Origin of the sequence: Delftia sp. DLF01, assembly GCF_014852125.1 — a bacterium.
Lineage (GTDB): Bacteria > Pseudomonadota > Gammaproteobacteria > Burkholderiales > Burkholderiaceae_C > Comamonas > Comamonas acidovorans.
The window spans coordinates 63,161-90,156 of the sequence record NZ_JACVAZ010000007.1 but is presented as its reverse complement, the minus strand read 5'-3'; the positions used below and the strand labels follow the sequence as shown (position 1 = coordinate 90,156).

The following is a 26,996-nucleotide window of genomic DNA, read 5'->3' as shown; positions in this document are numbered from 1 at the left end:
CGTCTTGCCTGATCAGGCCGGTGGAGCGGGCACGGAGTGCAGCAGCACGGGCGCGTCGCCATCGCCGTTGACGCTTTCCATCTGCACGCCAAAGCCCCACAGGCGCGCTGCGTGCTTGAGCACTTCCAGCGCATCGTCGGACAAGGGCCGGCCCTGGTAGCGCGTGTGGCGCAGGGTCAGGCAGCGGTCGCCGCGCAGGTTCACGTTCCAGACCTGGATATTGGGCTCGCGCGCGCCCAGGTCGTACTGCTGCGACAGGGTCTGGCGCAGGGTGCGGTAGCCGTCGTCGTCATGGATGGCGCTGACCAGCAGTTCGCGTTCGCTGGCATCGTCATGGATGGAGAACAGGCGCATGTCGCGCATCAGCTGCGGGCTCAGGTACTGGCCGACAAAGCTCTCGTCCTTGAAGTTCTGCATGGCATGGTGCAGCGCCGGCAGCCAGGGCGTGCCGGCCAGGTCGGGGAACCAGCGGCGGTCTTCCTCGGTGGGGTCCTGGCAGATGCGGCGGATGTCGCGGTACATGGCAAAGCCCAGCGCATAGGGATTGATGCCGCTGTAGGCGCGGTGGCCGGCCGGGGGCTGGTAGATCACGTTGGTGTGGGAGGACAGCCATTCGATCATCACGCCGTCGGTCAGCCAGCCTTCGTCGTACAGGGTGTTGAGCAGGGTGTAGTGCCAGAACGTGGCCCAGCCCTCGTTCATCACCTGGGTCTGGCGCTGCGGATAGAAGTACTGGGCGATCTTGCGCACGATGCGCACGATCTCGCGCTGCCAGGGCTCCAGCAGCGGGGCGTTCTTCTCGATGAAGTACAGCAGGTTTTCCTCGGGCTCCTTGGGAAAGCGCTCGCTGTGCTGCGCCGCGCTGTCCTTGCCGGGGCGGGCCGGCAGGGTGCGCCACAGCTCGTTGACCTGCTGCTGGGCATAGGCCTCGCGCTGCTCGCGCTCGGCCCGCTCGCGCGCCAGGCTTTTCTTGGAGGGGCGGCGGTAACGGTCCACGCCCAGGTTGGACAGCGCGTGGCAGGAGTCCAGCCATTGCTCCACCGTCGTCAGTCCATGGCGCTCCTCGCACTGGGAGATGAAGTCGCGCGCATAGACCAGGTAGTCGATGATGCTCCCCGCATCCGTCCACATGCCGAACAGGTAGTTGTTCTTGAAGAAGCTGTTGTGGCCGTACGCCGCATGGGCGATCACCAGGGCCTGCATGGCGGTGGTGTTCTCCTCCATCAGATAGCTGATGCAGGGGTTGGAGTTGATGACGATCTCGTAGGCCAGGCCCATGTGGCCGCGCCGGTAGCGCCGCTCCGTCGCCATGTATTCCTTGCCATAGCTCCAGTGGCGGTAGCCCACGGGCATGCCCACGCTGGCGTAGGCGTCCATCATCTGCTCGGCCGAGATCACTTCCAGCTGGTTGGGATAGGTGTCCAGGCCGTAGCGTTCGGCGGCGGCCGCAATCGCTGCGTGATAGCGCTCGATGAGCTCGAAGGTCCAGTCGCTGGGATCGGGCAGAGGCTCGGCCGGCCGCGCCCCCGCCGGCAGCGGCGCGGAGGGCACGATGCGCTGGGCCCGGTCGCTGGCCAGATGGGATTTCCACTGCGGCGTGGCATGGCGGGGCGCCAGCACGGGATAGTGAGAGAGGTTCATACCGATACCCCCTCTTTCTTGAACAGGTCGCGGAACACGGGATAGATCTCGCTGGCGTCCGACACCTTGCGCATGGCGAAGTGCGAGAACAGCGGCAGCACCTGGCTGTACTCCTGCCACAGGCTCTGCTCTTCCTGCACCACCTGCACATAGGCGAAGTAGCGCACCAGCGGCAGGATTTTCTCGACCAGCAGGTTGCGGCAGTTGGAGCCGTCGTCGCCGAAGTTGTCGCCATCGCTGGCCTGGGCCACGTAGATGTTCCAGTCCGCGGACGGATAGCGCGCGCGGATGATCTGGTCCAGCAGCACCAGCGCACTGCTGACCACGGTGCCGCCGCTTTCCTGGGAGTGGAAGAACTCGTCCTCGCTGACCTCGGCCGCCTGAGTGTGGTGGCGGATGAAGACGATGTCGATCTTCTCGTAGTGCCGCGTCAGGAACAGGTACAGCAGGATGAAGAAGCGCTTGGCCAGGTCCTTGCGGTCCTGGTCCATGGAGCCGGACACATCCATCACGCAGAACATCACGGCCTGGCTGATGGGAGCAGGCACGCGCGTGCGGTTGCGAAACCGCAGGTCGATGGGGTCGAGAAAGGCCACCGTGCCCATGCGCAGCTTCAGCGCATCGATGCGCTGCTGCAGCTCGGCCGCCGCCTCGCTGGTGCCAGCGTCCTGCGCCAGCAGCGCTTGCAGCTGCTCCTCCAGTGCCTTGAGTTCGCGGTGCGGCGCCTTGGTCAGCGCAATGCGCCGGCCCAGGGCGCCGCGCATGGTGCGCAGCAGGGCCAGGTTGTGCGGCGTGCCGTCATGGCTGTAGCCGGCGCGGCGCGTCTTGTACTGCATGGTGTTGCCGATGTGGGTGCGCAGCAGGCGCGGCAGGGCCAGGTCTTCAAAGAACAGTTCCATGAACTCTTCCTTGGTCAGGGTAAAGGTGAAGTCGTCCTCGCCCTCGCCGCTGTCGCTGGCCTGGGAGCCGCCGCCGCCTGCGCCGCCCTGCGGCCGGGCAATGCGGTCGCCGCGCACATGCTCGGTGTTGCCCGGGTGCACCGTGTCATGGACGCCGCCCTGCCCGTGGTGGAACACGGGCTCGCGGATGTCCTTGCGCGGGATGGAGACGCTCTCGGACTCCTCCATGTGGCGGATGCCGCGCTTGTCCACCGCGCGGCGCACCGCCTCGGCGATCTGCGCCTTGTAGCGGCGCACGAAGCGCTCGCGGTTGCCCACCGACTTGTTCTTGCCGGCCAGCCTGCGATCGATGATTTGCAATGCCATCTGTTCCCCCCAGCCCGGGCGCGCCGAAGGGCGGCGCACCCACCCGTCAGTTGCTCTTGCGAACGCGCAGGTACCACTCGCACAGCAGGCGCACCTGCTTGGACGTATAGCCCTTGGCCTCCATCCGGGTGACGAAGTCCTCGTGCTTGCGCGCGTCCTCGGCACTGGCCTTGGCATTGAAGCTGATCACGGGCAGCAGCTCCTCGGTATTGGAGAACATCTTCTTCTCGATCACCACGCGCAGCTTCTCGTAGCTGGTCCAGCTGGGGTTCTTGCCCTGGTTGTTGGCCCGCGCGCGCAGCACGAAGTTGACGATCTCGTTGCGGAAGTCCTTGGCATTGGCAATGCCCGCGGGCTTCTCGACCTTCTCCATCTCGGCATTGAGCGCGTTGCGGTCGAAGGCCTCGCCGGTATCGTTGTCGCGGTACTCGCTGTCCTGTATCCAGTAGTCGGCGTAGGTGACGTAGCGGTCGAAGATGTTCTGGCCGTACTCGCTGTAGCTCTCCAGATAGGCGGTCTGGATTTCCTTGCCGATGAACTCGGCATAGTGCGGCGACAGGTATTCCTTGATGTAGCTGGTGTACTTGGTCTCCAGCTCGGCAGGGAACTGCTCGCGCTCGATCTGCTGCTCCAGCACATACATCAGGTGCACCGGGTTGGCCGCCACCTCGGTGCTGTCGTAGTTGAAGACCTTGGACAGGATCTTGAACGCGAAGCGCGTGGAGATGCCCGACATGCCCTCGTCCACGCCCGCATAGTCGCGGTACTCCTGGAAGCTCTTGGCGCGCGGGTCCGTGTCCTTGAGGCTTTCGCCGTCATAGACCTGCATCTTGCTGAAGATGCTGGAGTTCTCGGGCTCCTTCAGCCGCGTGAGCACGGCGAACTGGGCCATCATCTTGAGCGTGCCGGGCGCGCACACGGCGCTGGCCAGGGACGACTCGCGGATCAGCTTCTCGTAGATGCGCACCTCCTCGGAAACGCGCAGGCAGTACGGCACCTTGACGATGTAGACCCGGTCCAGGAAGGCCTCGTTGTTGCGGTTGTTGCGGAAGGCCTTCCACTCGCTCTCGTTGCTGTGGGCCAGCACCATGCCGTCGAAGGGAATGGCGCCAAAGCCCTCCGTTCCCTTGTAGTTGCTTTCCTGCGTTGCCGTCAGCAGCGGGTGCAGCACCTTGATGGGCGCCTTGAACATTTCCACGAACTCCAGCAGGCCCTGGTTGGCCAGGCACAGGCCGCCCGAGTAGCTGTAGGCGTCGGTATCGTCCTGGGCAAAGTTCTCCAGCTTGCGGATGTCCACCTTGCCCACCAGGCTGGAGATGTCCTGGTTGTTCTCGTCGCCGGGCTCGGTCTTGGCAATGCCCACCTGCCTGGAGATGCTGGGATAGCGCTTGACCACGCGGAACTGGCGGATATCGCCGCCCAGCTCCTCCAGACGCTTGACGGCCCAGGGCGACAGCACATGGTTGAGGCAGCGCCGGGGAATGCCGAACTGCTCCTCCAGCAGCGGCCCGTCCTCCACGGGGTCGAACAGGCCCAGCGGCGACTCGTTCACGGGCGAGCCCTTGAGGGCGTAGAACGGCACCTTCTGCATCAGGTATTTGAGGCGCTCGGCGATGGAGCTCTTGCCACCGCCCACGGGACCCAGCAGATAGAGGATCTGCTTGCGCTCTTCCAGGCCCTGGGCCGCATGGCGGAAGAAGCTCACCACCTGCTCGATGGAGTCTTCCATGCCGTAGAACTCGGCGAAGGCCGGATAGCGCCGGATGACCTTGTTGGCAAACAGCCGCGACTGGCGTGGATCATTGCGCGTGTCCACCATTTCAGGTTCGCCGATGGCTGCCAGCATGCGCTGGGCAGCACCTTCGTAAGCCATGGGATCGCGCTGGCACAGGGCGAGAAATTCGTCCAGCGACATCTCTTCTTCGCGAAGGCGAACGTAACGTGCAGCCGAGTTGCTGATGACATCCATACGACCTCTCCCGGCGGCACCCGAGGGCGAACAGTGCCGCGAAGTTGCAAGGCATTCGCTACCGTGTGGAACTGTTGTAGCACCTTGCATCGGCTTTGAATAGCTCATACGTCCCACATGTCTGCATTGCGCGCGAGGTCACAATGTCAGGTTCCTGGACTACCCCGCTTTTTGCGGCGCCGGGACAGGGGCTTGAGCCAGCCGGGCCTGCAGCAAGGCCCGTGAATACAGCGCCTGACGCTCCCACTTTTGACAAATGATAGTCCGCACTCACACAGCGGCACAGGCCCGAATTCAGAACCAATGTCTCCTGCCGACAACCCCCTACTTGCCGCCGGTCGCCCATCGCGCAAACTGGCTGCCGTGACGCCGATGCACCTGCTGTGGGCCATGAGCCTGGTGCTCGGCCTGCTGCTCGCCCTGCTGGCACCGGGCCTGGCCAAGGCCGCACCGGCAGCAGGCCCTTTGGGTGCCTTGCAGGGCACGCTGGGCGGTGGCTCCGCGTCCGACAAGGAACGAAGCAACGCCATTCAGGCCCAACTGGATGCCGCCGCATCGGCGACAAAGGAAGCCGATGCGCTGGCGCAGGAACTGGACCGCCTGCGCGCCAGGGCACGCACACCCGTGCCGGCCCTGCCCGCGCCGCTGAGCGACGAGCAGCTGGGCAGCCTGTTCGATCGCTGGAAGGAACGCGTTCCCGCCAACGCCAGCCAGGAAGTTCTGGAACGCCTGCTGGCCGATGAGCGCGATGCCATCGCCGCACTCAAGGTGGGCATCGAAAAATCCGCGGCCGACCAGGCCAATCTGGTGTCCCAGCCCGGCCCGGGGCGGATCGATCTGTCCATCCTCCAGCAACGCGCGCAGGAAAACGCCGAGCCCGTGACCGCCGAGCCCGGCGAAGCCCCCGACCTCACCCAGGCCCGCCAGGCAAGGCGCAGCGCAGAGCACCGCCGCGCCCTGCTGGAGCTGGCGCTGCGCCAGGAAGAGCAGTCCACCATCGAAGCCCGTCAGCGCCTGCTGGCCGCCCAGTTGCAGGCCCAGCGCCGCGAGCTGCTGGAGCGCATGCCGCGCGCCGCCTGGCTGACCCAGCGCATTGCCGAGCGCAGCCGCCAGCAACTGGAGCAGCAGGTGCAGGAGATGGAGCTGGCCGCCCAGCACGCTTCCGCCGCCGATCCCGCCATACGCGACCTGGCCCAGCGCAATGCGGCGCTGGCCGCGCAGATCCTCAAGAACTCCAATGAACTGGCGCAGGAGCGCAAGACCCTGGCCAATGACGAATATGTCCGCGACCAGTTGAGCGCCACGCTGCGCGACACCCAGGCACGTCTGCGGCTGGGCGGTGGCAGCGCGGCCGTGGGCCAGTGGCTGTGGCAGCAGCGCGTGGAGCTGTCCTCCGGCAACACCTTGCAGTCCAGGCACCGCGCCGTGCAGCGCCAGCTGGCCGAACTGCGGCTGATGCTGTTCAACTCCAGCAAATGGCGCCAGAACCCCGGCGCGGACACGGCGGCACAGGCCCCGGCCGACGCTGCGGATGCAGGCGGCGTGGCGGCACCTGAACCTGCCGCCAGCGCCACCACGGCCATCAATGCATCCACCTCGGCACAGCAGACCGCCCTGCTGGCCCGGCAGGTGGCGCTCACCGATCAATTGCAGCCCGTTTTGCTGCGCCGCATTGCCGTGCTGGAGCAGACCGATGAAGCCCTGCGCGCCGCCCTGCGCAGCGGCAACGAACTGCGCCAGGTGCTGGACAAGGAACTGCTGTGGTTCCCCAGCCACCGCCCCATGGACCGCACCTGGCTCAGCGAGTGGCAGGCGCTGGAGCAGGACATCGAAGGCAGCAGCTCCCCCTGGAAAACCGCGCGCGCCCTGGCCGCCAGCATCTGGAACGATCCCTGGGCCTTTGGCGCCGTCGGCCTGATCGTGGCCCTGCTGCTGGGCCTGCGCCGCTATGCGCTGCGCCAGCTGCAGGCCATCTCCGTGCGCGTGGGCGACTTCATGCGCGACAACTTCGGGCTGAGCCTGCTCGCGCTGGGCTGGAGCCTGCTCTACACCCTGCCCTGGAGCTTTGCGGCCGCGGCGCTGGGCAGCCTGCTGCAAGGCCCCGAAACCGTGGGCACGGCGCTGGAGCCGCTGGGCGCCACCCTGGTCCAGCTCAGCGATTTCATCTTCGTGGCCACCTTGCTCAACGCCCTGTTCTGCCCGGGCGGGCTGGCACTGGCCCACTTCGGCTGGCCGGCCGCTCGCGTGCAGATGCTGCGCCAGATGGTGCGCCGCGCCGCCTGGCTGATCGTGCCTGCCGAACTGCTGGGCGGCCTGGCCTTCTACAGCCATGACAACCACGCCATCAGCACCTGGGGGCGCATCTCCATCCTCATGCTGTCGCTGGGCCTGGCCTGGATGGCCTGGCTGTACTTTCGCCGTGTCATGCAGCAAAAGCGGCCCGGCATCCACTGGGGCCAGATCGTCAGCGTGGTGCTGATGCTCATGCTCAGCGCGCTGGCCGTGGGCATCGTGCTCGGCTATGTCTACACGGCCACCGAATTCATCCAGGCCCTGATGGCCAGCTTCGTGTTCCTGGGCGCGGTCGAGGTCGTGGTCAACCTGCTGCGGCGCTGGCTGCTGTTGGGCGAGCGGCGCCTGGCGCTGAACCGGCTGCGCGAAGCCGCCAGACTGGCCCAGAGCGGCTCGGGCGTGGACACCGGCAAGGCCCCCACCGACGAAGCCACCCAGATGGCCCTGGTCACCGTGGGCGCCCAGGCGCACCGGCTGCTGGGCCTGCTGCAGCAGGTGCTGGTCGTGCTGACCCTGGTCTACGCCTGGCTGCCCGTGCTGCCTGCGCTGCTGCGCTCCGAAGGCGTGGTGCTCTGGTACACCACCAACACCGGCGCCGACGGCATCGCGCATGCCGCCCCCGTGAGCCTGATGGACGCGCTGCTGGGCGTGATGATCCTGCTGCTCACCTTCAGCTTTGCACGCAACCTGCCGGGCCTGCTGGAAGTGACGCTGTCGGCCTCCAACCGCATCAGCAGCTCCGCGCGCTACACCCTGGCCACGCTGGCGCGCTACGCCATCACCATCGCGGGCACGGTCAGCGCCTTCACGCTGCTGGGCCTGCGCTGGGGCCAGCTGCAGTGGATGGTGGCGGCGCTCACCGTGGGCCTGGGCTTTGGCCTGCAGGAGATCTTCGCCAACTTCGTCTCGGGCCTGATCCTGCTGGTGGAGCGGCCCTTCCGCGTGGGCGATGTCATCACCATCGACACCCTCACCGGCACCGTCACGCGCATCCGCACGCGGGCCACCACGGTGCTGGACTTCGACAACAAGGAAATCGTCATCCCCAACAAGACCTTCATCACCGGCCAGGTGACGAACTGGACCTTGAGCGACGACGTGACCCGCCTGGTGATCGACGTGCCCGTGGCCCACGGCAATGACCCCGAGCGAGTGCGCGACATGCTGCTGGCCATTGCCAGGGAACACCCCCAGGTGCTGCGCGAACCCGAGCCCAACTGCTGGTTCATGGCGCTGGAAGGCAACGGCCAGCGCTTCGAGCTGCGCGCCTACGTGGGCAAGGTCGAAGACCGCCTGCCCGTGCGCCACGACCTCAACCGCCGCGTCAACGACCGGCTCAAGGACGCTGGCATTGCCGTGGCCTTCCCGCAGCTGGACCTGCATGTGCGCAACATGCCGGCCCATGCACCAGGGCAGGCACCGGGGCAGGCACCTGGGCAGGCGCCTGGGCAGACCCCACCCCATCCGACGGCATGAGGCCGGCAAGTCCCCCGGTTCCAAGCGCACAGCGCGGCATTGCCCCTCTCGCGGTCAGAACACTTCCCAGTTCTCGTCCACACGCTCGCCCGCATTGCGCAGCGGGGTGGCCTTGGCAGGCGCTGCAGCAACCCTGGGTGCCGCTGCGGACGCCATCGTCCGCTGGCCGCCCTTGCTGCCTGCGGCGGCCGGCGCTGGCGCCTGGGCCGGTGAGGACGCGGGCAGGGGCACGGACGAGGACACCCCGTCCAGCTTGAACAGGCTGACCAGATCGACCAGCCTGGCAGCCTGCGCGTTCAAGCTTGCGGCAGCCGCCGCCGATTCCTCGACCAGGGCCGCATTCTGCTGCGTGACCTGGTCAAGCTGTACGACGGCATCGCCCACCTGCGCCACACCGTCGGCCTGCTCGGCCGTGGCCGCGCCTATTTCGCCGATCAGGTCGGCAACGCGCTGCGCTTGCTGGACGATGTCCTTCATCGCGGAACCCGTCTCGCTCACCAGGCCCGAGCCCTCGTCCACCTTGGACACGCTCTCGCCTATCAGGGCCTTGATCTCCTTGGCTGCCCCCGCGCTGCGCTGGGCCAGGCTGCGCACTTCGGATGCCACCACGGCAAAGCCGCGCCCCTGCTCGCCGGCCCGCGCCGCCTCCACGGCGGCATTGAGCGCCAGGATGTTGGTCTGGAAGGCAATGGAGTCGATCACGCCGATGATGTCCTCGATCTTCCGGGAACTGGCGGTGATCTGCTCCATGGTGGCTACAACGCGGTCCACGATCTTGCCGCCGCCGGTGGCAGCCTGGCTCGACGATGCGGCCAGCTGGGTGGCGGTACGCACCGTATCGGCATTGAGCTTGACGGTGGCGTTCATCTCCTCCATGGAGGCGGCGGTCTGCTCCAGGTTGCTGGCCTGCTCTTCCGTGCGCTGGCTCAGGTCCGCATTGCCCGAGGCAATCTGGCTGGCGCCGGTCGCAATCGATTCGCTGCTTTGCCGCACATCGGCAACCACGCGCGCCAGGCCGGCCCGCATGTCCTCCATGGCGCGCAGCAGGCTGGAGGTGTCGCCGGGCGCCAATTGCACTTGCACGGACAAATCGCCCTGCGCGATCTGGCGTGCCACCCCGGCGGCATAGGAGGGCTCTCCGCCCAGTTGCTGCTTGACCGTCCTGGTGATCATCCATGCCACCAGTCCGCCCAGCGCGGCGGCCAGCAGCGTCAGCACCAGCATGGCCACGCCGTCTTCGGCCACGCGGCGCAGGGAGCCGTCCACCGTGGCCTGCGTCTGTGCCTTCTGGTAATCGACCAGCGCCTCGACCGCATCGAAATAGGTGGTCTGCAAGGAGCGCAGGCGCCCCATGATCAGATCCCTGGCGGCATCGCCCTGGTTGGCCAGGCCCAGGTCACCGGCCTGGCGCATGGTCTCCACGAAAGGCTGGCGCGCCTGACGTATGTCGGCAAAGAGCCGGCGCGCCTGCTCGGTCTGCAGGCGCTGGTCCAGCTCCTTCATGACCAGGCCGTTCCTGGCAACCACCTCATCCAGCCGGCGGCTCTCCTCGGCCATCTGCGCCGGGTCGGTGATCAGCGCCAGATTGCGCACCACCCGTGCCGACGCGTTGGCGTTGTCCTTGAGCGATTGCAGCCGGGCCAGATTGCCCATGCGGTCCTCGGCCAGCACGCGCAGTTGCTCGCCCTGGTCACGCAACTTCATCCAGCCGAAGGCCGCCACGCATACGCAAACCACGATCACCGCGAAAAAACCCATGCCCAGCATGGTTCCCAACTTCATACGCCTCAGAAAACCCACGTCGCTCTCCCTCGAACCACCTACGCAAACCGGCCAGACTGCTGGCACGGAAGAAACACATTCAGGAACAAATTTGACAATTTGAATCAGTCGTGTCGCCTTCCCAAACCCTGCACATCCAGTAGGACAGCGCCTTGCCGACATGCAGGCATCGGGCTGCCAGCGGTCTGCAGTCAGCGATGGGAAGCCAGGGGCGCGTAGATATCCCGCAGCAGGTGCTCCAGCTGCGCCAGCACCATGGCGCTGGCCCGGCTGCGGACGGCCTGCGGCTTCGTGGCCGTGAGCACGTCGCGGTAGAGGTGCTCGACGTCGAGGGGGCGGATCACCGTGGAGCGCCGTGGCCGCAGCATGCGCAGGCTGATCCACGGCAGCACACTGGCGCCCAGCCCTGCGCGCACCGCACCGATCTGGGTGGCAGTGGAGTTCACCTCGCCTGCCACCTGGTAGCCGGTGTCCAGCGCCGCAAAGGCCCGGTCCAGCGCACCGCGCGTGGCATTGGGCAGGCTGGGCAGCAGCAGTGGATGCCGTGCCAGATCCTGCAGCGACATGGGCTTGCCATCCGCCTCGGGTGCCAGGGCGCGGGCGCAGCCAAAGAAGAAAGGCTCGCGTACCACGGGCCGCGTCTCCAGCTTGGCCGTGGCCTCCGAGGCATAGAGCACTCCCATGTCGAAGCGGCCACTGTGCACGCCCTCCACCAGATGGCCGCTCAGCCCTTCGTGGATGGACAGGATGACGGCCGGCCAGCGCTCACGGCAGGCGGCCAGCAGGGGAACGGCCAGCACCTGGGCGATGCTGCCCGCAATGGCCACCGATACAGAACCGGCCACCTGCGATTCCTCGACCTGAACGCAGGCCCGCGCATCGGCCACCTGCCGCAGGATGGCCTGTGCCTGGCCGTACAGCAGCCGGCCCGTGGCCGTGGGCTGCACGCCCAGCGCGCCACGTACCAGCAGCGTGCTTTGCAGTTCCTGCTCCAGCAGCTTGAGCTGGTGGCTCACGGCGGATGGCACCACGTGCAGCACATCACAGGCGCGGGTGATGCTCTGGGCATCGATCACGGCAATCAGGTATCTGAGCTGGCGCAATTCCATGTCAGGTCCGAAGAGGGGTTCGATTTGCACGAAGGCCGGTTCTGAATTCCTCAGCCATGCGCTGCGAGGTGCTGCCTACATTGTGCTTACCGCCACTCCGCTACCCAAGCCCCATGCCGTTCCACCCCCGATCCCTGCTATATGTTCCTGCAACCTCCGCACGCATGCTGGCCAGCGCAGGGCGGCGCGGTGCCGACGCCCTCGTGCTGGACCTGGAAGACGCCATTGCCCCCGCGCAGAAACAGCAGGCCCGCGCCATGCTGCAACCGGCCATCGCCAGCCTGCGCGGGCAGTGCCCCGTGCTGGTGCGCATCAACGCGGACAGGGCATTGGCACAGGCCGATACCGAGGCCGCCTTGCAGGCTGGTTGCGATGGCCTGGTCATCCCCAAGGTGGAATCTGCCGCCGATGTGCAGCGCATCGCAGCCCTGGTCGACATCCACGGCAGCCCGCCGGTGCTGCTGCAGGCCATCGTGGAGACGCCCACCGGGCTGATGCGTCTGCAGGACATTGCCCGGGCCTCGCCCCGGCTGGTGTCGCTGGCCTTTGGCGGCGAGGACTTCGCCACTGCATTGGGCGTGGCGCCCACGCCCCAGGCCCTTGCCATGCCGGCACAGGCCGTGGTCATCGCAGCCGTGTCAGCCGGGCTGCATCCCATGGGGCTGGCAGGCAGCATCGGCGGCTATGCGGATCTTGCGCAGTTCGGCGAACTGGCCCGGATCTCCCGCGCACTGGGCATGCAAGGTGCCGCCTGCATCCACCCGGCCCAGTTGGCGGCCGTGCACGCAGCCTTCGGAGCCAGCCAAGAGGATCTGCGCCAGGCGCGCGACACCGTGCTGGCCTATGAACAGGCGCTGGCGCAGGGACAGGGCGCCGCGGCCGTTGACGGCCGCATGGTCGATGCACCCATTGCAGAGCGCGCACGCCAGTTGCTGCGCAGCACCGGGGAAGCCGCATGAACGCCACGGACAACACAGGCGCCCTGCCCCTGCGCGGCATCCGCGTGCTCGACCTGTCGCGCCTGGCTGCAGGCAACATGCTCACGCTGCAGTTGGCCGACTTCGGCGCCGAAGTGATCAAGGTCGAGGCGCCAAGCGGCGACACCCTGCGCGACTGGAAGAACGACGGCCAGCCGCTGTGGTGGCAGATCTACGCGCGCAACAAGAAAAGCATCTGCCTGGACCTGCATGACGGGGCCGATGTGCAAAGTCTTCTGCAGCTGGCCGAATCGGCACAGGTCCTGGTGGAGAGCTTTCGCCACGGCGCACTGGAAAAATTCGGACTGGGACCCGATGTCCTGCTGCAGCGTAATCCCCGCCTGGTGATCGTGCGCATCTCAGGCTGGGGCCAGACCGGTCCCTATGCGCAACGGCCCGGCTTTGGCACCCTGGTCGAAGCCTTCTCGGGCTTTGCCCAGAAGAATGGCTTTCCCGACAAGCCGCCCGCCCTGCCCAACCTCGGCCTGGCCGACATGATCGCGGGCCTGGCGGGCGTGGGCGCCACCATGTTCGCACTGCGCGAAGTGGAAACCAATGGTGGCCGCGGCCAGGTGGTGGACCTGTCGCTGCTGGAACCCATGTTGGCCGTGCTCGGCCCCGACCCCGCCATCTTCCAGCGCACCGGCCGGCGGCCACGGCGCATGGGCAACCGTGCCGACATCGCCGCACCGCGCAATGCCTACCAGTGCGCCGACGGGCGCTGGCTGGTGATGTCGGGCTCCACCCAGCGCATGGCCGAACGGATTTTCGAGGCCATGGGCCGCAAGGACCTGTGCAGCGATCCCCGCTTCGCCACCAACGCGGCACGGCTGCGACATGTCGATGCGCTGGACGCGCTGATAGCCGGCTTTGTGGCACAGCGCAGCCTGCAGGACAACCTGTCGCACTTCGGCCAATGGGAGGTGACCGTGGGGCCGGTGCTTGACGTGGAGCAGTTGCTGGCCGACGAGCATGTGCGCGCCAGGGCCTGCATCACCTGCATCCCCGATGCCGACGGCCAGCCCCTGCCCATGCACAACGTCTTTCCGCGCCTGTCGCGCACACCCGGGTCCATCCGCAGCCTGGGCCCTGCGTTGGGAGAGCACCAGCACCTGGTGCCACCGGGCGCCTGGAGCGATCACCCTGCCCCGACCGAATGACCCCTCAGCCCATACAACGAAGGAGACATACCATGGCCTTTCTCAGGACTTTGCTCACCAGGGTCGCCATGGCGGCAGCCCTGGGCCACGCCGCCCTGCTCTCTTTGCCAGCCCACGCGGCCCCTGCGCAACTGGTCACCCTGGTGGTGCCTGCCGCGCCGGGCGGCTCCAACGACATCGTGGCGCGCGTCATGGAGCCGCTGCTACGCGGCGAACTCGACCGGCCCGTGGTGGTCGAGAACCGGGGAGGCGGCGGGGGCAATGTCGGCGCAGCCTACGTGGCACGCGCCGAAGCCGGCAGCAACATCTGGCTGCTGACGTCAGCCAGCATCGTCACCATGAACCCCGGCTTGTTCGCCAACCCGGGCTTCGACACGCTGCGCGACTTCGTGCCCGTGGCCGGCATTGCCAGCGTGCCCCATGTGCTGTTGGTCAACAAGGACTTTGCGCCGTCCACCCTGCCCGAGCTGCTGGCCTTGCTGCGCAGGGAGCCGGGCAGGTACTTCTTCGGCTCTGCCGGTAACGGCACCTACTCGCACATCCTCATGGAATTCCTCAAGCGCGCCGAAAAGGTGGATGCCTCCCATGTCCCCTTCCGTGGCGTGGCCCCGGCCATGACCGAACTGATGGCCGGGCGCATACAGATGCTGATCAGCACCCTGCCTTCGGCCATGCCCTACCTGCAAAGCCGCGACGTCAAAGCCCTGGCCGTGTTCTCCGACCAGCGCAGCGAGTTCCTGCCCGACCTGCCCCTGGCCCGCGACACCGTTGCCGGCCTGGTTGGCGACCTGTGGATTGCGCTGTACGCGCCCAAGGACACACCCTCGCAGGAAGTGCAGCGCATGCGCCAGGCCGTGGACAAGGCCCAGGCATCACCCGGACTGCGCGAGAAATTCCGCAAAATGGGCGCCAGCGTCTACGCCCCCACCGCTGCAGAACTGCGGCTGCAGACGGCAGCCGACCTGGCACGCTGGAGCCAGTTGATCCGGCAGGCAGGCATCCAGGTGGACTAAGCAGCCGGCCCATTTCAAGACATTCCAGAGCATTCCAAGGAGACTCCATGAAGCTGCTGAGATTCGGCCCCGAGGGCCAGGAAAAGCCCGGCCTGCTGGATGCCGAAGGCCAGATCCGCGACCTGTCCGCCCTGTTGGACGACTACACGCCCCGCCTGCTGGGCCGCGAGGCGCTGCGGGCCCTGGCCGCCATCGAACCCGCCAGGCTGCCCCTGGTGCAGGGCCCGGTGCGCATCGGCATGCCCTGGAGCGGCATGTCCAAGTTCGTCGCCATCGGCCTGAACTACCGCGACCATGCCGAGGAAGCCGGCATGCCCATTCCCAAGGAGCCCATCCTCTTCGCCAAATGGCCCAGCTGCGCCTGCGGCCCCGACGACGACATCCCCCTGCCCGAGGGCAGCACGCGCATGGACTGGGAGGTGGAACTGGGCATCGTCATCGGCGAGCGCGCGCGCAATGTGTCCGTGGCCGATGCGCTGGAGCATGTGGCCGGCTACTGCCTTGCCAACGATGTGTCCGAGCGCGAATACCAGATCGACCGCAGCGGTGGCCAATGGAGCAAGGGCAAGGGCTTCGACCGCTTCGGCCCCATCGGCCCCTGGCTGGTCACGCGCGACGAAGTGCCCAACCCGCAGGCCCTGCAGCTATGGCTGGATGTGAACGGGGAGCGCCGCCAGAGCGGCAGCACGCGCACCATGATCTTTGGCTGCGCCGAACTCATCAGCCACTGCAGCCGCGTGATGACGCTGGAGCCCGGCGACCTCATCATCACCGGCACGCCCCCGGGAGTCGGGATGGGCATGAAGCCGCCGCGCTATCTGAAGGCTGGCGATGTGATGGAGCTGGGGATCGAGGGGCTGGGCGTGCAGAGGCAGCGAGTGGTGTAGATCCACAAAAAAGCGGCTTCAAAAAGCCGCTTTATTCTTGAGCTGAACCAGCGCTCAGCTGCCCGCCACCTTCATCCGGTTGATCAGGATCGAGCCCACGGTCTTGGCGCCGTAGTTGTAGGCATCTGCGCCCACGGCCTCGATGCCCTTGAGCATGTCCTTGAGGTTGCCGGCGATGGTGATCTCATGCACGGGGAAGGCGATTTCGCCGTTCTCCACCCAGAAACCGCTGACACCGCGCGAGTAGTCGCCGGTCACGTAGTTCACGCCCTGGCCCATGAGCTCGATCACGAACAGGCCCGTGCCCAGCTTCTTGAGCATGGCGGGCAGGTCGTCGCCGGCCTTGGTGCGGCGCGAGGTCATGACCAGGTTGTGCGATCCGCCGGCATTGCCGGTGGTCTTCATGCCCAGCTTGCGGGCCGAGTAGCTGGACAGGAAGTAGCCCTCGACGCGGCCGGCATCCACCACCTTGCGGGCCTGCACGCGCACGCCTTCCTCGTCGAAGGGCGAACTGCCCTTGCCGCCGAGGATGAAGGGGTCTTCCGTGATGTCGATGTGCTTGGGGAAGACGGGCTTGCCCAGCGAGTCGAGCAGGAAGGTGCTGCGGCGGTACAGCGCGCCGCCGCTGACGGCCTGCACGAAGCTGCCCAGCAGGCCTGCGGCCAGCGTGGACTCGAACAGCACCGGGCATTCGGTGGTCGGGATCTTGCGGCTGCCCAGGCGGCTCAGGGCGCGCTGGGCGGCGTAGCGGCCCACGGCTTCGGGCGAGGCCAGGTCGGCCGCGTTGCGCATGGAGCTGTACCAGGCGTCGCGCTGCATCTCGCCATTGCGCCCGGGCAGCGAGGCGATGGGCGCCACCGACAGGCTGTGGCGCGAGCTGGCGTAGCCGCCACGGAAACCATTGGTGTGGGCGCTGAAGAAATGGCTTTGCTGGGCCGAGACGCCCGCGCCTTCGCTGTTGGTGATGCGCTTGTGCGTGCGCAGCGCGGCTTCCTCGCATTGCAGCGCCAGTTCGGCCGCAGCCTCGCTGGTGAGGTCCCAGGGGTGGAACAGCTGCAGGTCGCGGTGGGTGCCGGGCTGGGCGATGTCGGCCGCATCGGGCAGGCCGGCCATGGGATCTTCGGCCGTGAAGCGTGCGATGTCGTAGGCGGCCTGCACGGTCTGCTGGATGGCGGCATCCGAGAAGTCCGAGGTGCTGGCGTTGCCACGGCGGTTGCCCAGGTAGACGGTCACGCCCAGCGACTTGTCGCGGTTGCGCTCCACGGTCTCCAAAGCCCCCTTGCGCACGCTCACGCTCAGGCCGCAGCCCTCGGAAGCCTCGGCCCCGGCGTTGGTGGCGCCGAGCTTCTTGGCGTGGACCAGGGCACGGTCCACCAAGTCTTCAAAAAACGGTTGGCTGTAGCTGAAGCCGGAATCAGCCTGCGGTTTGGCGGTGCTTGCCGAGCGGGGACGGGGTTTTTTCATAGCGGCGGCTATGATAGCCGCCACTGCAGCGCTCTCCGCGCCGCCACTGCATTTGTCCCCTACCCCATGTCACGCAAACCCAAAAAAGGCTACTACGTCAAAGGTCACTTCGTTGCCGAAGGCAGCGAACTCGACCTGCAGCTCAAGGCCGAACTCAAAGGCACCCCCGACTCCAGCAAGACGGATCTCAAGCGCGAGTCCGACGCCTTGCAGGACCTCGGCAAGGATTTGCTGACGCTGCGCTCCGACCTGTTCAAGCGCCTGCAATTGCCCGACCAGCTGGCCGATGCCCTGGCCGAGGCCAAGCGCATCACCAATTTCGAAGGCAAGCGCCGCCAGATGCAATTCGTCGGCAAGCTCATGCGCAAGCTGGACGAGACCGAGATCGCCGCCGTGCGCGCGGCACTGGACGAGCAGCACAACGGCTCGGCCGCCGAGAAGATGGCCTTGCACGCCGCCGAGCAATGGCGCGACCGCCTGATTGCCGAGGAATCGGCCCTGTCCATCTGGCTGGACCATTTCCCCGACACCGACACCCAGCAGCTGCGCGCCCTGATCCGCCAGGCCCGCAAGGACATGCCGGGCGCCCATGAGGCCAATGTGCAGGAATCCACCGGCCTGGCCCAGCGCAAGGGCCGCGCCTACCGCGACCTGTTCCAGCTGGTTCGCCAGCAGTTGGGCGGCACGGGCCGCGAGGCTGCCGAGGACGGTGACGGCGCTGGCGAGGAAGCTGACGATGAGTGAACCCGTCTATGACGCTGTGCGCATCGGCATCGTCTCGATCAGCGACCGTGCCAGCAGCGGCGTCTATGAGGACAAGGGCCTGCCGGCCCTGCAGGACTGGCTCACCCGCGCGCTCAGGAACCCCATCACGTTCGAGCCGCGCCTGATCCCCGACGAGCAGGCCGGCATCAGCGCCACGCTGATCGAACTGGTCGATGCGGGCTGCTCCCTGGTGCTGACCACGGGCGGCACCGGCCCCGCGCCGCGCGATGTCACGCCCGAAGCCACGCTGGCCGTGGCCGACAAGGAAATGCCGGGCTTTGGCGAGCAGATGCGCCAGATCAGCCTGGCCTTTGTGCCCACGGCGATTCTGTCGCGCCAGGTGGCGGTGATCCGTGGCAAGAGCCTGATCATCAACCTGCCGGGCCAGCCAAAGGCCATTGCCGAAACCCTGGAAGGCCTGAAGAACCCCGATGGCACGCAAAAGGTCAACGGCATCTTCGCGGCCGTGCCCTATTGCGTGGACCTGATCGGCGGGCCCTATCTGGAAACGGACGACAGCGTCTGCAAGGCGTTCCGCCCCAAGAGCGCAGTGCGCACCGCGCGACCTGCGGCCTGAGCGCGCGGACACGGCAAACGACAAGCAGCCTGCGGGCTGCTTTTTATTTTTTCAGCCCTTTGAACCACCGCTGAATCCGGGCCCGCAATTGCCGTTTGCCGTCATCACCCAACGGCATGCTGCTTGCCAGTTTCAGTGCCGCATCGACCTGTACATGGCCATGCTCCATCAGTGCCATGCAAAACACCCGGTCCTTGTCGCGCCCCGCCTGGGCCTTGGAGAGGAAGAGATCCAGCACATCAAGGCAATAGCCGACGCGATCGTTGGTATTGCCGTTCTGAATACGGTGCAGCCGGTTTTGCCAGCCTGAGGCAAGCACTGCCGTGTCCGGGCCCACGCCCTGTGCGTAGTAGCCATTGGACTCGTGGAAGCGAGAGCCTTCGCCAATGGATCCATCGATCCGGTCCGCCAGATCCGGAGCGTTGAGCGGATAGATGTCCGCCTCTGCGGACATCTTGAAAACCGGCTCGGGATACGGGATGGAGCCCAGGATTGCCTGGCTTCCCACGATGACGAATTCATACTCATTCGTCACATCCCCGCTCGCACGAATGATGTGCTCAAGATCCTCTCGGTTCATAGGCCCGCCCTGTATCTCCCAATGCAACGCCCCGCTTGAGATCCCCCACCTGCGCCAGTACCTGCTGGCGCACCTGTTCGGGCAGCACCGATGTCAGGGGCGAGGCCTGGCGCAGTTCCTGGGCCCTTCGCGTGCGGGCCAGGATGGTGCGCCAGCGGCCATTTTGCAAGACATCCTGCCACTGCCTCCACAGGCTGGCGGAATGCGAATCCCCCTGGCTCAGCCACCGCTCCAACGTGTCCTGCGCCTGCTGCAGCAATGCCGGGTCAGATCGCACAAGGCGCACGGCTTCTTCATGCAATGCCAGGCTTTGCAGATCCTGCACTTCATGGCGCGCATCCTGCGCACGCACCAGAACCTGTACGACGGGCCTGGCATGGCGCGAACGGGCTGCGGCAGTTCCTGCGGGCGCGGGCTGCAGGGCGTCGCCCGCCAGCAATGCCAATTCTCCCCCTATGCCCAGTTCCGACATGACTCGCAGGTACGTGCCCATGGATGGCCCGGGATCGCCGGACTCGACTGCAGCGAGCGTGCTGCGGGATATGCCTACGCGCGAGGCCATCTCGACCGTGCCCAGCCCCTGCTCCTTGCGCAGGCGCTTGAGCCGGTCACCGAACTGCAAAAGCAGTTGGCGCTGAAGAAGGGTGGACTTTTCTGGTGTTTTCATTTGTCCATTATTTTAAGCAAAACCTATATTTTTGATTGTTTTTCTAGACAAATTAATTCAAGACCAGCGCTTTCGCATCTCCAAGTCACGGAACGGAAAAGCAGGTCCTGACGCGCGCACAAGCCACGGCCGGGATGCGCAGCGCATGGCAATCAATCAACGGGCCGGCCACGTTGCAAGAATGAGCGGCTGTACTGTCGCACCGGGGCCACCAAGCCCGTGCTTGCCCCAATGCGGCAGGCCCCTGTCCCTGCCAGCATGGAATCATCCCGGCCCCTGCGCAACAGCAGCGGGCTTTTTCCATCCAAAGCAAGGAGACTTCATGCAGCAACGCCCCAAGACATCGCTGATGACACCGCTGGCCCTGGCACTGTGCGCCGCCGCACTGGCAACGCCGGCCCTGGCGCAGCAGGACAAGGTTCGGATCGGCTTCATCACCGACATGTCCAGTCTCTATGCCGATGTCGAGGGCAAGAACGGCGCCGTGGCGATACAGATGGCCATCGACGACTACGGCGGCAAGCTGCTGGGCAAGCCCATCGAGCTGCTGACGGCCGACCACCAGAACAAGGCCGACATTGCCGCCAGCAAGGCGCGCGAGTGGATCGACACGCAGGGCATCAGCCTGGTGTTTGGCGGCACCAACTCGGCCACGGCCCTGTCCATGGCCAAGGTGGCGCAGGAGAAAAAGCGGGTCTTCATCGACAACGGCGCGGGCAGCTCGGCGCTGACCAACGAGCAGTGCAGCCCCTACACCGTGCACTACGCCTTCGACACCGTGGCCCTGGCCAAGGGCACGGGCGCGGCCGTGGTGGAGGCCGGCGGCAAGAGCTGGTACTTCGTGACGGCCGACTATGCCTTCGGCCATGCGCTGGAGGCCGATACCACCAAGATCATCGAGGCGCGCGGCGGCAAGGTGCTGGGCTCGGTCAAGACGCCGCTGAACGCCAGCGACTTCTCCAGCTTCATGCTGCAGGCGCAGAACTCCAAGGCCCAGATCCTGGGCCTGGCCAACGCGGGTGGCGACACCATCAACTCCATCAAGGCCGCGCGCGAGTTCGGCGTGACCAAGGACATGAAGCTGGCCGGCCTGCTGGTGTTCTTCACCGACGTGCACAGCCTGGGCCTGAAGAACACCCAGGGCATGCAGTTCACCACCAGCTGGTACTGGGACATGAATGACGCCTCGCGCAAGTTCGCCGATGCCTTCATGGCCAAGACCCAGCGCCGCCCCAGCGAGATCCAGGCGGCCGACTACTCGGCCACCATGAACTGGCTCAAGGCCGTGGAGAAGGCCGGCACGCTGGACGCCGACAAGGTCATGGCCACCTGGCGCGGCATGAAGATGGACGACTTCTTCGGCAGCGGCTACCTGCGCGAGGACGGCCGCTACGTTCACGACATGTACCTGATGGAAGTGAAATCCCCCGCCGAATCCAAGGGCACCTGGGACTACTACAAGCTGGTCAAGAAGCTGCCGGCCGAGCAGGTCTGGACCACCAAGGCCGAGAGCAAGTGCCAATACTGGCGCTGAACTGGCGCTGAACTTGCGGTGAGCCGGGAGGGGCAGCCCGGCCGCTCCCGCCCCTCGCCTTTCTCCACTGAATCTCCATGCCTTGGTCAATGCCGGGACATCGAACCGCGCCAGACTGGTAAGTTCGAGCATTGGGCGCGGCGCCGGGCAGGAACTTCTTCCCCTGCGGCCGACCGCGCGGCAGGGGAAGAATGAAGTTCAATCGCAAGTGGACCATTGGCGCCGTGGTGGGTGCCTGCATCATCGCCGGGGGCGCACTGTGGAAGGCCAGCGCCAAGCCCGCCACCCGGTACGCGACGGCCGCCGTCACCGTGGGCAACCTGGAGCAGACCGTGCTGGCCGTAGGCCGGCTGCATGCCAAGGAGCTGGTTGCCGTGGGCGCCCAGGTCTCCGGACAGGTCAAGCGCCTGCATGTGGAACTGGGCCAGCAGGTCAAGGCCGGCGACCTGATCGCCGAAGTCGATGCCCAGCCGCAGCGCATCAAGCTGCGCAATGCCGAGGCCTCGGTCACCGCGCTGCAGGCGCAGCTGGCCGCGCGGCGCGCGGCCCTCGTCCAGGCCCGGCTCACCTTCCAGCGCCAGCAGGAACTGCTGCAGGCCGACGCCACCTCGCGCGCCGACCATGAGGCCGCCAAGGCGGCGCTGGACACGGCCCAGGCCGAGGTCGGCGCCCTGCAGGCCCAGATCGAGCAGGCACGCACCCAGGTGGAGACCGAGCGCATCAACCTGGGCTACACCCGCATCGTCGCGCCCATGGACGGCGTGATCGTGGCCGTGGTCACCAAGCAGGGCCAGACCCTGAACTCCTTCCAGACCACGCCCACCATCGTCATGCTGGCCAAGCTCGACGTGATGACCGTGCGTGCCGAGATTGCCGAGGCCGACGTGGACAAGATCCAGCTTGGCCAGACCGCATGGTTCACCACGCTGGGCAGCAACCGCCAAAAACACATGGCGAAGATAGAGCGCATCGAGCCCGCACCCACCTCCATCGTCAATGACGCGGGCGGCAGCGCCTCGCCCGCTGCGGCCACGCCCGCCGCCAAGGCCATCTACTACAACGCCCAGTTCGACGTGCCCAACCCGGACGGCAAGCTGCGCCCCTCCATGACCGCCCAGGTCACCGTGCGCGTGGCCCAGGCCGACAAGGCCGTGCTGGTGCCGGCCGCCGCACTGGGCAGCCGGGCAGAGGACGACAGCTACACCGTGCGCGTGCGCGACGGCGAAGGCAAGGTCGCCGAGCGCAAGGTGCGCATCGGCCTGCGCACCAATGCCCAGGCCCAGGTGCTGTCGGGCCTGGAGGCAGGCGAGCAGGTGGTGATCGGCGAGGCGGGCCCGAACAACGCCCCCGCCGCCGACCCCATGGGAATGTGAGCATGGACCAGCCATTGCTGCAGATGCGGGGACTGCGCAGGGAGTTCCCCGCGGGTGACACCACGGTCGCCGTGCTCAAGGACATCGACCTGACCATCGAGGCCGGCGAGATGGTGGCCATCGTCGGCGCCTCGGGCTCGGGCAAGTCCACGCTGATGAACATCCTCGGCTGCCTGGACCATCCGACCTCGGGCAGCTACCGCATCGCCGGCCGCGAGACCGGCGAGCTGGGCCCCGATGCGCTGGCCGCGCTGCGGCGCGAGCATTTCGGCTTCATCTTCCAGCGCTACCACCTGCTGGCCGACCTCACGGCCCAGGGCAATGTGGAGCTGCCATCGGTCTACGCCGGCACGGCGCCCACGGACCGCCATGCGCGCTCGGCCGCCCTGCTCGAACGCCTGGGCCTGGCCGACCGCATGCAGCACCGGCCGGGCCAGCTGTCGGGCGGGCAGCAGCAGCGCGTGTCCATCGCCCGCGCGCTGATGAACGGCGGCGCCGTCATCCTGGCCGACGAGCCCACCGGCGCGCTGGACAAGGCCAGCGGCGAGCAGGTCATGCGCATCCTGCAGGAGCTGCATGCCGACGGCCACACCATCATCCTGGTCACGCACGACATGGCCGTGGCGGCCCACGCCTCGCGCGTGATCGAGATCAGCGACGGCGCCATCATCGCGGACCGGCGCAGCGCCCCGCATGAAAGCAAGGCCCCGCTGGAGGCCACAGCCGCACCGCGCGCCGCCTCCTGGCGCATGTTCGGCGACCGCTTCGGCGAAGCGCTGCGCATGGCGCTGCGGGCCATGAATGCGCACCGCCTGCGCACCTTCCTGACCATGCTGGGCATCATCATCGGCATCTCTGCCGTGGTCTCGGTGGTGGCGCTGGGGCGCGGCGCGCAGCAGCAGGTGATGAACCAGATCAGCGAGCTGGGCACGAACACGCTGGACATCTTCCCGGGCAAGGACTTCGGCGACACGCGCGCCGCCGCCATCGAGACCCTGGTCGCCGCCGATGCCCAGGCCCTGGCCGAGCAGCCCTACGTGGACAGCGCCACGCCCAATGTGTCGGTCAGCGTCACGGCGCTGTACCGCGAGAACGCGGCCATGGCCCAGGTGACGGGCGTGGGCTTCGAGCACTTCCGGGTGAAGGGCCTGCGCCTGGCGTCAGGGCGGTTCTTCGACCAGCGCGACGTGGACCTGCACGCCCAGGTCGCGGTCATCGACCAGAAGGCCGCCACCGCGCTCTTCCCCGGCAACCCCAGCCCGCTGGGCGAGGTGGTGATGCTGGGCGAGATGCCCGTGGAGATCGTGGGCGTGCTGCGCCCCGCGCAAAACAGCTTCGGCGGCTCCACGCCCACCTTCTTCGTGCCCTACACGGCAGCCGCCACGCGCCTGGTCGGCAAGTACCACCTGGACAGCATCACGCTGCGCATCAAGGACGAGGTGCCCGCCGAGATCGCGCTGAAGGCGGCCACCAGCCTGCTCACGGAACGCCACGGCACCAAGGACTTCTTCGTCTGGAACTCCGACCAGATCCGCCAGGCCATCACGCGCACCAGCACCACGCTGACGCTGCTGGTCTCGGCCATCGCCATGATCGCGCTGCTGGTGGGCGGCATCGGCGTGATGAACATCATGCTGGTGTCGGTGACCGAGCGCACGCGCGAGATCGGCGTGCGCATGGCCATCGGCGCGCGCCAGTCGGACATCCTTCAGCAGTTCCTGATCGAGGCCGTGCTGGTCTGCATCGTGGGCGGCATCCTGGGTGTCTCTCTGGCGCTGAGCCTGGGCCTGGCAGTGAGCCTGTCGGGCTCCAGCTTCCAGCTGTCGTTCTCGGCCGCCTCCATCGTGCTGGCCGTCGCCTGCTCCTCGCTCATAGGCATCACCTTCGGCTTCCTGCCCGCGCGCAGCGCGGCGCGCCTGGACCCCGTCCAGGCCCTCTCCAGAGATTGACATGCATATGCTCAAGACCAGCGCGCTGGCATGCGCCGTGGCCCTTGCGGGCTGCGGCGCCATCACGCGCACCCCCTACGAAGCGCCCCAGGTGGAGCTGCCCGCGCAGTTCGAACATGCGCAGGCATCGTCCCCGGCAGCCACGCCCACGCCCATGACCGATGCCTGGTGGCGCGGCTTCGGCGATCCACGGCTCGATGCCTGGATTGACCTGGCGCTGGCGCGCAACCCTGACATGGCCACGGCCGGCATCCGCGTGCGGCGTGCCGCGCTGCAGGCGCAACTGGCAGGCCATGCGCTGCTGCCCCAGCCCAGCGGCAGCGCAGGCACGGGCGCCAGCCGCCCGCTGTCGGGCAGCCAGCGCAGCACCCTGGAGAACGCCAGCGCCACACTGGGCGTGGCCTGGGAGCTGGACCTGTTCGACCGGCTGGGCGCGCAGCGCGATGCCGCCGTCTTCGAAGCGCAGGCCAGCGTGCAGGACAAGGATGCCGTGGCGCTGTCGCTGACCACCACCACGGCCAGCCTGTACTGGCAACTGGCGCTGGCCAACGAGCGCCTGGACATGTCACGCCAAAGCCTGGAGTACGTGCGCCGCACCATCGACCTGGTGCAGGCCCAGTACCGCAGCGGCGCAGTGTCCGGCCTGGAGCTGCGCGAGGCCCGGCAGGCCCTGGCCGAGCAGCAGGCCCTGCTGAGCCAATACACCCAGGCCCGCGCCGAACTGCGCCAGGCACTGGCCGAATTGCTGCAGGGCGCCGAGCCGCCCGGGGGCGAGCCCCTGGCGCTGCCCGTGGCCGACCTGCCCGCCGTGCAGCCAGGCCTGCCCGCCGACCTGCTGGGACGCCGCCCCGACCTGCGCGCCGCCGAACTGCGGCTGCGCGGCGCCCTGGCCGGCAGCGATGCCACGGCCGCCAGCTACTACCCGCGGCTGTCGCTCACCGGCAGCCTGGGCACATCCAGCAGCACCCTGCTCGATGTGCTGGCCAATCCCGTGGCGGCCCTGGGCGCCAACCTGGCCCTGCCTTTTCTCAATGTGCGCGAGATGCGGCTGAACACCGCCATTGCACGCAGCCAGTACGAAGAGGCGGTGGTCAACTTCCGCAAAACGCTGTACGCCGCGTTGGCCGAAACGGAAAAATCCCTGTCCGCCCGCACCGAACTGGCCCGCCAGGAAGAGGCCCAGCAGCGCGCCACGCAGGAATCCGTGGAAATCACGCGGCTGTACGAAGCGCGCTACCGCGCCGGCCAGGTGCCGCTGCGCACCTGGCTGGACGCCCAGGAGCGCCGCCGCGCAGCGCAGCTGGCCCTGTCCGCGCTGCACCTGGCACGCCTGCAGAACCAGCTCACGCTGCACAAGGCGCTAGGCGGAGGGTGGCCGGCTTCCTGAAGCCACCACCCAGGGTCCGCCAGAGTCAGAACGAATGCGCCATGCCCACGTAGAAGCCGGTCTGGCTGCCGCCCGGCGCCGGGTTGTTGTTGGTGGTCTCCACCGAGAAGTTCGCATTGCCTCCATTGCGCACATTGCCCACGCTGGCATACAGCAGCGTGCGCTTGGACAGCGCGTAGTCGGCGCCCGCCATGAACAGGTTGGCGCTGCCGCCGCCGTTGTTGACCGTGGTGCGGTAGCCCGCCCCGATCAGCGTCAGCGGGCCTGACACCTTGTAGCGCGCGCCCATCCAGTACTGCCGCGCCTTGTTGGGCACGCCAGCCGCGCTGTCGGGCGCGGACAGCTGCTCATAGCCCGCGAACAGCTTGAGCGCGGACAGCGTCACTGTGCCGCCCAGCGTCAGGTTGCGGGAGGTGGTGTACAGATCGCTGAAGCGGCCATTGGCATCGCGGGCCACATCGTAGATGGCGCGCAACTCGAACGTGGGCGCGGTATAGGACACGGACAGCGCATCCTTGCGCAGCCGCGATGCGCCCTGCGGCTGCTCGCCCAGGCCGGTCAGCGCCAGCACGCGCAGGCCGCCCCAGCTGGGCGTCTCGTACGAGATCATGTTGTCATGCCCGCCCCAGTTGCGCCCCCGCACCAGCGTGGCCGAGCCGATGAACTGCTGGCCCGTGGGGTCCAGCGCCCAGTGCGCATCCGAGATCGACAGGTCCTTGCCCAGCTTCAGCGTGCCCCAGCCGCTGCGCAGGCCCACGAAGGTGCGGCGGTTGAAGAAACCTGCTCCGTTGAACCTGGCATCGTCGATGCTGAAGCCCGACTCCAGCGTGAACAGCGCATGCAGCCCGCCGCCCAGATCCTCCTCCCCCTTGAAACCCAGCATGCTCGTGCCCCACTGGTTGCCCACGGCCCGCCACAGATTGCCAGAGCCCCCCGTGGCCGGGTCGTACACATTGCTCTGGTAGTCCACCCCCGCGACCACACGCCCATAGAGCGTGACCGAACTCTGGGCCTGGGCCGCCAGGGCCGTGCCCAGCGCCAGCGCGGCCAGGCCAGCGCTGCGGATCATGCGTTTATTCATCTCCCTCTCCTCCTTGACATTGCCGATTGGCGAAAATCCCCATGGCCG

The 26,996-nt window shown here is 67.1% G+C and carries 20 protein-coding genes; 11 read left to right on the top strand and 9 right to left on the bottom strand.

Going from position 1 to position 26,996, the window contains the following annotated elements:
* Positions 1–12 precede the first annotated feature (12 nt).
* The 3 genes from IB269_RS27665 to IB269_RS27655 are packed head-to-tail and all read right to left on the bottom strand — an operon-like array spanning position 13 to position 4,875.
* Positions 13–1,641: a SpoVR family protein gene (locus tag IB269_RS27665; protein ID WP_013803510.1), complete on the bottom strand. Its 1,629-nt coding sequence runs from the start codon at positions 1,639–1,641 to the stop codon at positions 13–15.
* On the bottom strand, positions 1,638–2,906 hold the full coding sequence (locus tag IB269_RS27660; RefSeq protein WP_192368827.1) for a YeaH/YhbH family protein: 1,269 nt from the start codon (positions 2,904–2,906) through the stop codon (positions 1,638–1,640). Before IB269_RS27660 ends, IB269_RS27665 begins: the two co-directional genes overlap by 4 nt.
* A 46-nt stretch (positions 2,907–2,952) precedes the next feature.
* Positions 2,953–4,875 carry a PrkA family serine protein kinase gene (locus IB269_RS27655; protein ID WP_012204247.1) on the bottom strand — a complete coding sequence of 641 codons (1,923 nt, stop codon included), beginning with the start codon at positions 4,873–4,875 and terminating at the stop codon, positions 2,953–2,955.
* 372 nt (positions 4,876–5,247) lie between these two features.
* On the opposite strand from IB269_RS27655, the gene IB269_RS27650 reads away from it, so the two are divergent.
* Entirely contained in the window at positions 5,248–8,643 is a 3,396-nt protein-coding gene (locus IB269_RS27650) for a mechanosensitive ion channel domain-containing protein (protein ID WP_192368910.1), read from the top strand.
* A 54-nt stretch (positions 8,644–8,697) separates the two neighbouring features.
* On the opposite strand, the gene IB269_RS27645 is transcribed toward IB269_RS27650, so the two are convergent.
* Entirely contained in the window at positions 8,698–10,425 is a 1,728-nt protein-coding gene (locus tag IB269_RS27645) for a methyl-accepting chemotaxis protein (protein WP_192368826.1), read from the bottom strand.
* A 191-nt stretch (positions 10,426–10,616) separates the two neighbouring features.
* Positions 10,617–11,564, bottom strand: a complete 948-nt coding sequence (locus IB269_RS27640) for a LysR substrate-binding domain-containing protein (protein WP_318652186.1) — start codon at positions 11,562–11,564, stop codon at positions 10,617–10,619.
* 26 nt (positions 11,565–11,590) lie between these two features.
* On the opposite strand from IB269_RS27640, the gene IB269_RS27635 reads away from it, so the two are divergent.
* From IB269_RS27635 to IB269_RS27620, 4 genes are read left to right on the top strand one after another with little or no spacing between them, the layout of a single operon-like run.
* Positions 11,591–12,493, top strand: coding sequence for an HpcH/HpaI aldolase/citrate lyase family protein (locus IB269_RS27635; RefSeq protein ID WP_065346468.1), 903 nt, complete (start codon positions 11,591–11,593; stop codon positions 12,491–12,493).
* Entirely contained in the window at positions 12,490–13,671 is a 1,182-nt protein-coding gene (locus IB269_RS27630) for a CaiB/BaiF CoA transferase family protein (RefSeq protein WP_192368824.1), read from the top strand. Before IB269_RS27635 ends, IB269_RS27630 begins: the two co-directional genes overlap by 4 nt.
* Positions 13,672–13,703: 32 nt before the next feature.
* The gene (locus tag IB269_RS27625; RefSeq protein WP_192368823.1) at positions 13,704–14,684 is read left to right on the top strand and encodes a Bug family tripartite tricarboxylate transporter substrate binding protein; all 981 of its coding nucleotides are present in this window, start codon (positions 13,704–13,706) and stop codon (positions 14,682–14,684) included.
* Between the two features lie 47 nt (positions 14,685–14,731).
* A complete protein-coding gene (locus IB269_RS27620; RefSeq protein ID WP_192368822.1) occupies positions 14,732–15,571 on the top strand; it encodes a fumarylacetoacetate hydrolase family protein in 840 nt (279 codons plus the stop codon).
* A gap of 54 nt (positions 15,572–15,625) precedes the next feature.
* On the opposite strand, the gene pmbA is transcribed toward IB269_RS27620, so the two are convergent.
* Entirely contained in the window at positions 15,626–17,035 is a 1,410-nt protein-coding gene (gene pmbA / locus IB269_RS27615; protein ID WP_012204243.1) for a metalloprotease PmbA, read from the bottom strand.
* Between the two features lie 66 nt (positions 17,036–17,101).
* On the opposite strand from pmbA, the gene yjgA reads away from it, so the two are divergent.
* A complete protein-coding gene (gene yjgA, locus IB269_RS27610) occupies positions 17,102–17,779 on the top strand; it encodes a ribosome biogenesis factor YjgA (protein ID WP_034391380.1) in 678 nt (225 codons plus the stop codon).
* On the top strand, positions 17,772–18,377 hold the full coding sequence (gene mog / locus IB269_RS27605; RefSeq protein WP_192368821.1) for a molybdopterin adenylyltransferase: 606 nt from the start codon (positions 17,772–17,774) through the stop codon (positions 18,375–18,377). Before yjgA ends, mog begins: the two co-directional genes overlap by 8 nt.
* Before the next feature lie 43 nt (positions 18,378–18,420).
* Here mog and IB269_RS27600 read toward each other — a convergent pair whose 3' ends face one another.
* Positions 18,421–18,957 (bottom strand): DUF6036 family nucleotidyltransferase, encoded by a 537-nt coding sequence (locus IB269_RS27600; protein WP_012204240.1) that lies wholly within the window; start codon positions 18,955–18,957, stop codon positions 18,421–18,423.
* Positions 18,938–19,624, bottom strand: coding sequence for a helix-turn-helix transcriptional regulator (locus IB269_RS27595; RefSeq protein WP_047325806.1), 687 nt, complete (start codon positions 19,622–19,624; stop codon positions 18,938–18,940). The genes IB269_RS27600 and IB269_RS27595 overlap by 20 nt, the downstream gene beginning before the upstream one ends.
* 322 nt (positions 19,625–19,946) lie before the next feature.
* Here IB269_RS27595 and IB269_RS27590 point away from each other — a divergent pair, with 322 nt between their 5' ends.
* From IB269_RS27590 to IB269_RS27575, 4 genes are all read left to right on the top strand, one after another.
* Positions 19,947–21,158 carry an ABC transporter substrate-binding protein gene (locus tag IB269_RS27590; protein ID WP_012204238.1) on the top strand — a complete coding sequence of 404 codons (1,212 nt, stop codon included), beginning with the start codon at positions 19,947–19,949 and terminating at the stop codon, positions 21,156–21,158.
* A gap of 191 nt (positions 21,159–21,349) precedes the next feature.
* Positions 21,350–22,531, top strand: a complete 1,182-nt coding sequence (locus tag IB269_RS27585; RefSeq protein WP_192368820.1) for an efflux RND transporter periplasmic adaptor subunit — start codon at positions 21,350–21,352, stop codon at positions 22,529–22,531.
* Between the two features lie 2 nt (positions 22,532–22,533).
* Positions 22,534–24,480: a MacB family efflux pump subunit gene (locus tag IB269_RS27580; RefSeq protein WP_192368819.1), complete on the top strand. Its 1,947-nt coding sequence runs from the start codon at positions 22,534–22,536 to the stop codon at positions 24,478–24,480.
* Between the two features lies 1 nt (position 24,481).
* On the top strand, positions 24,482–25,867 hold the full coding sequence (locus IB269_RS27575) for an efflux transporter outer membrane subunit (RefSeq protein ID WP_192368818.1): 1,386 nt from the start codon (positions 24,482–24,484) through the stop codon (positions 25,865–25,867).
* Between the two features lie 25 nt (positions 25,868–25,892).
* Here IB269_RS27575 and IB269_RS27570 read toward each other — a convergent pair whose 3' ends face one another.
* Entirely contained in the window at positions 25,893–26,948 is a 1,056-nt protein-coding gene (locus IB269_RS27570) for a porin (protein WP_192368817.1), read from the bottom strand.
* Between the last annotated feature and the right edge of the window lie 48 nt (positions 26,949–26,996).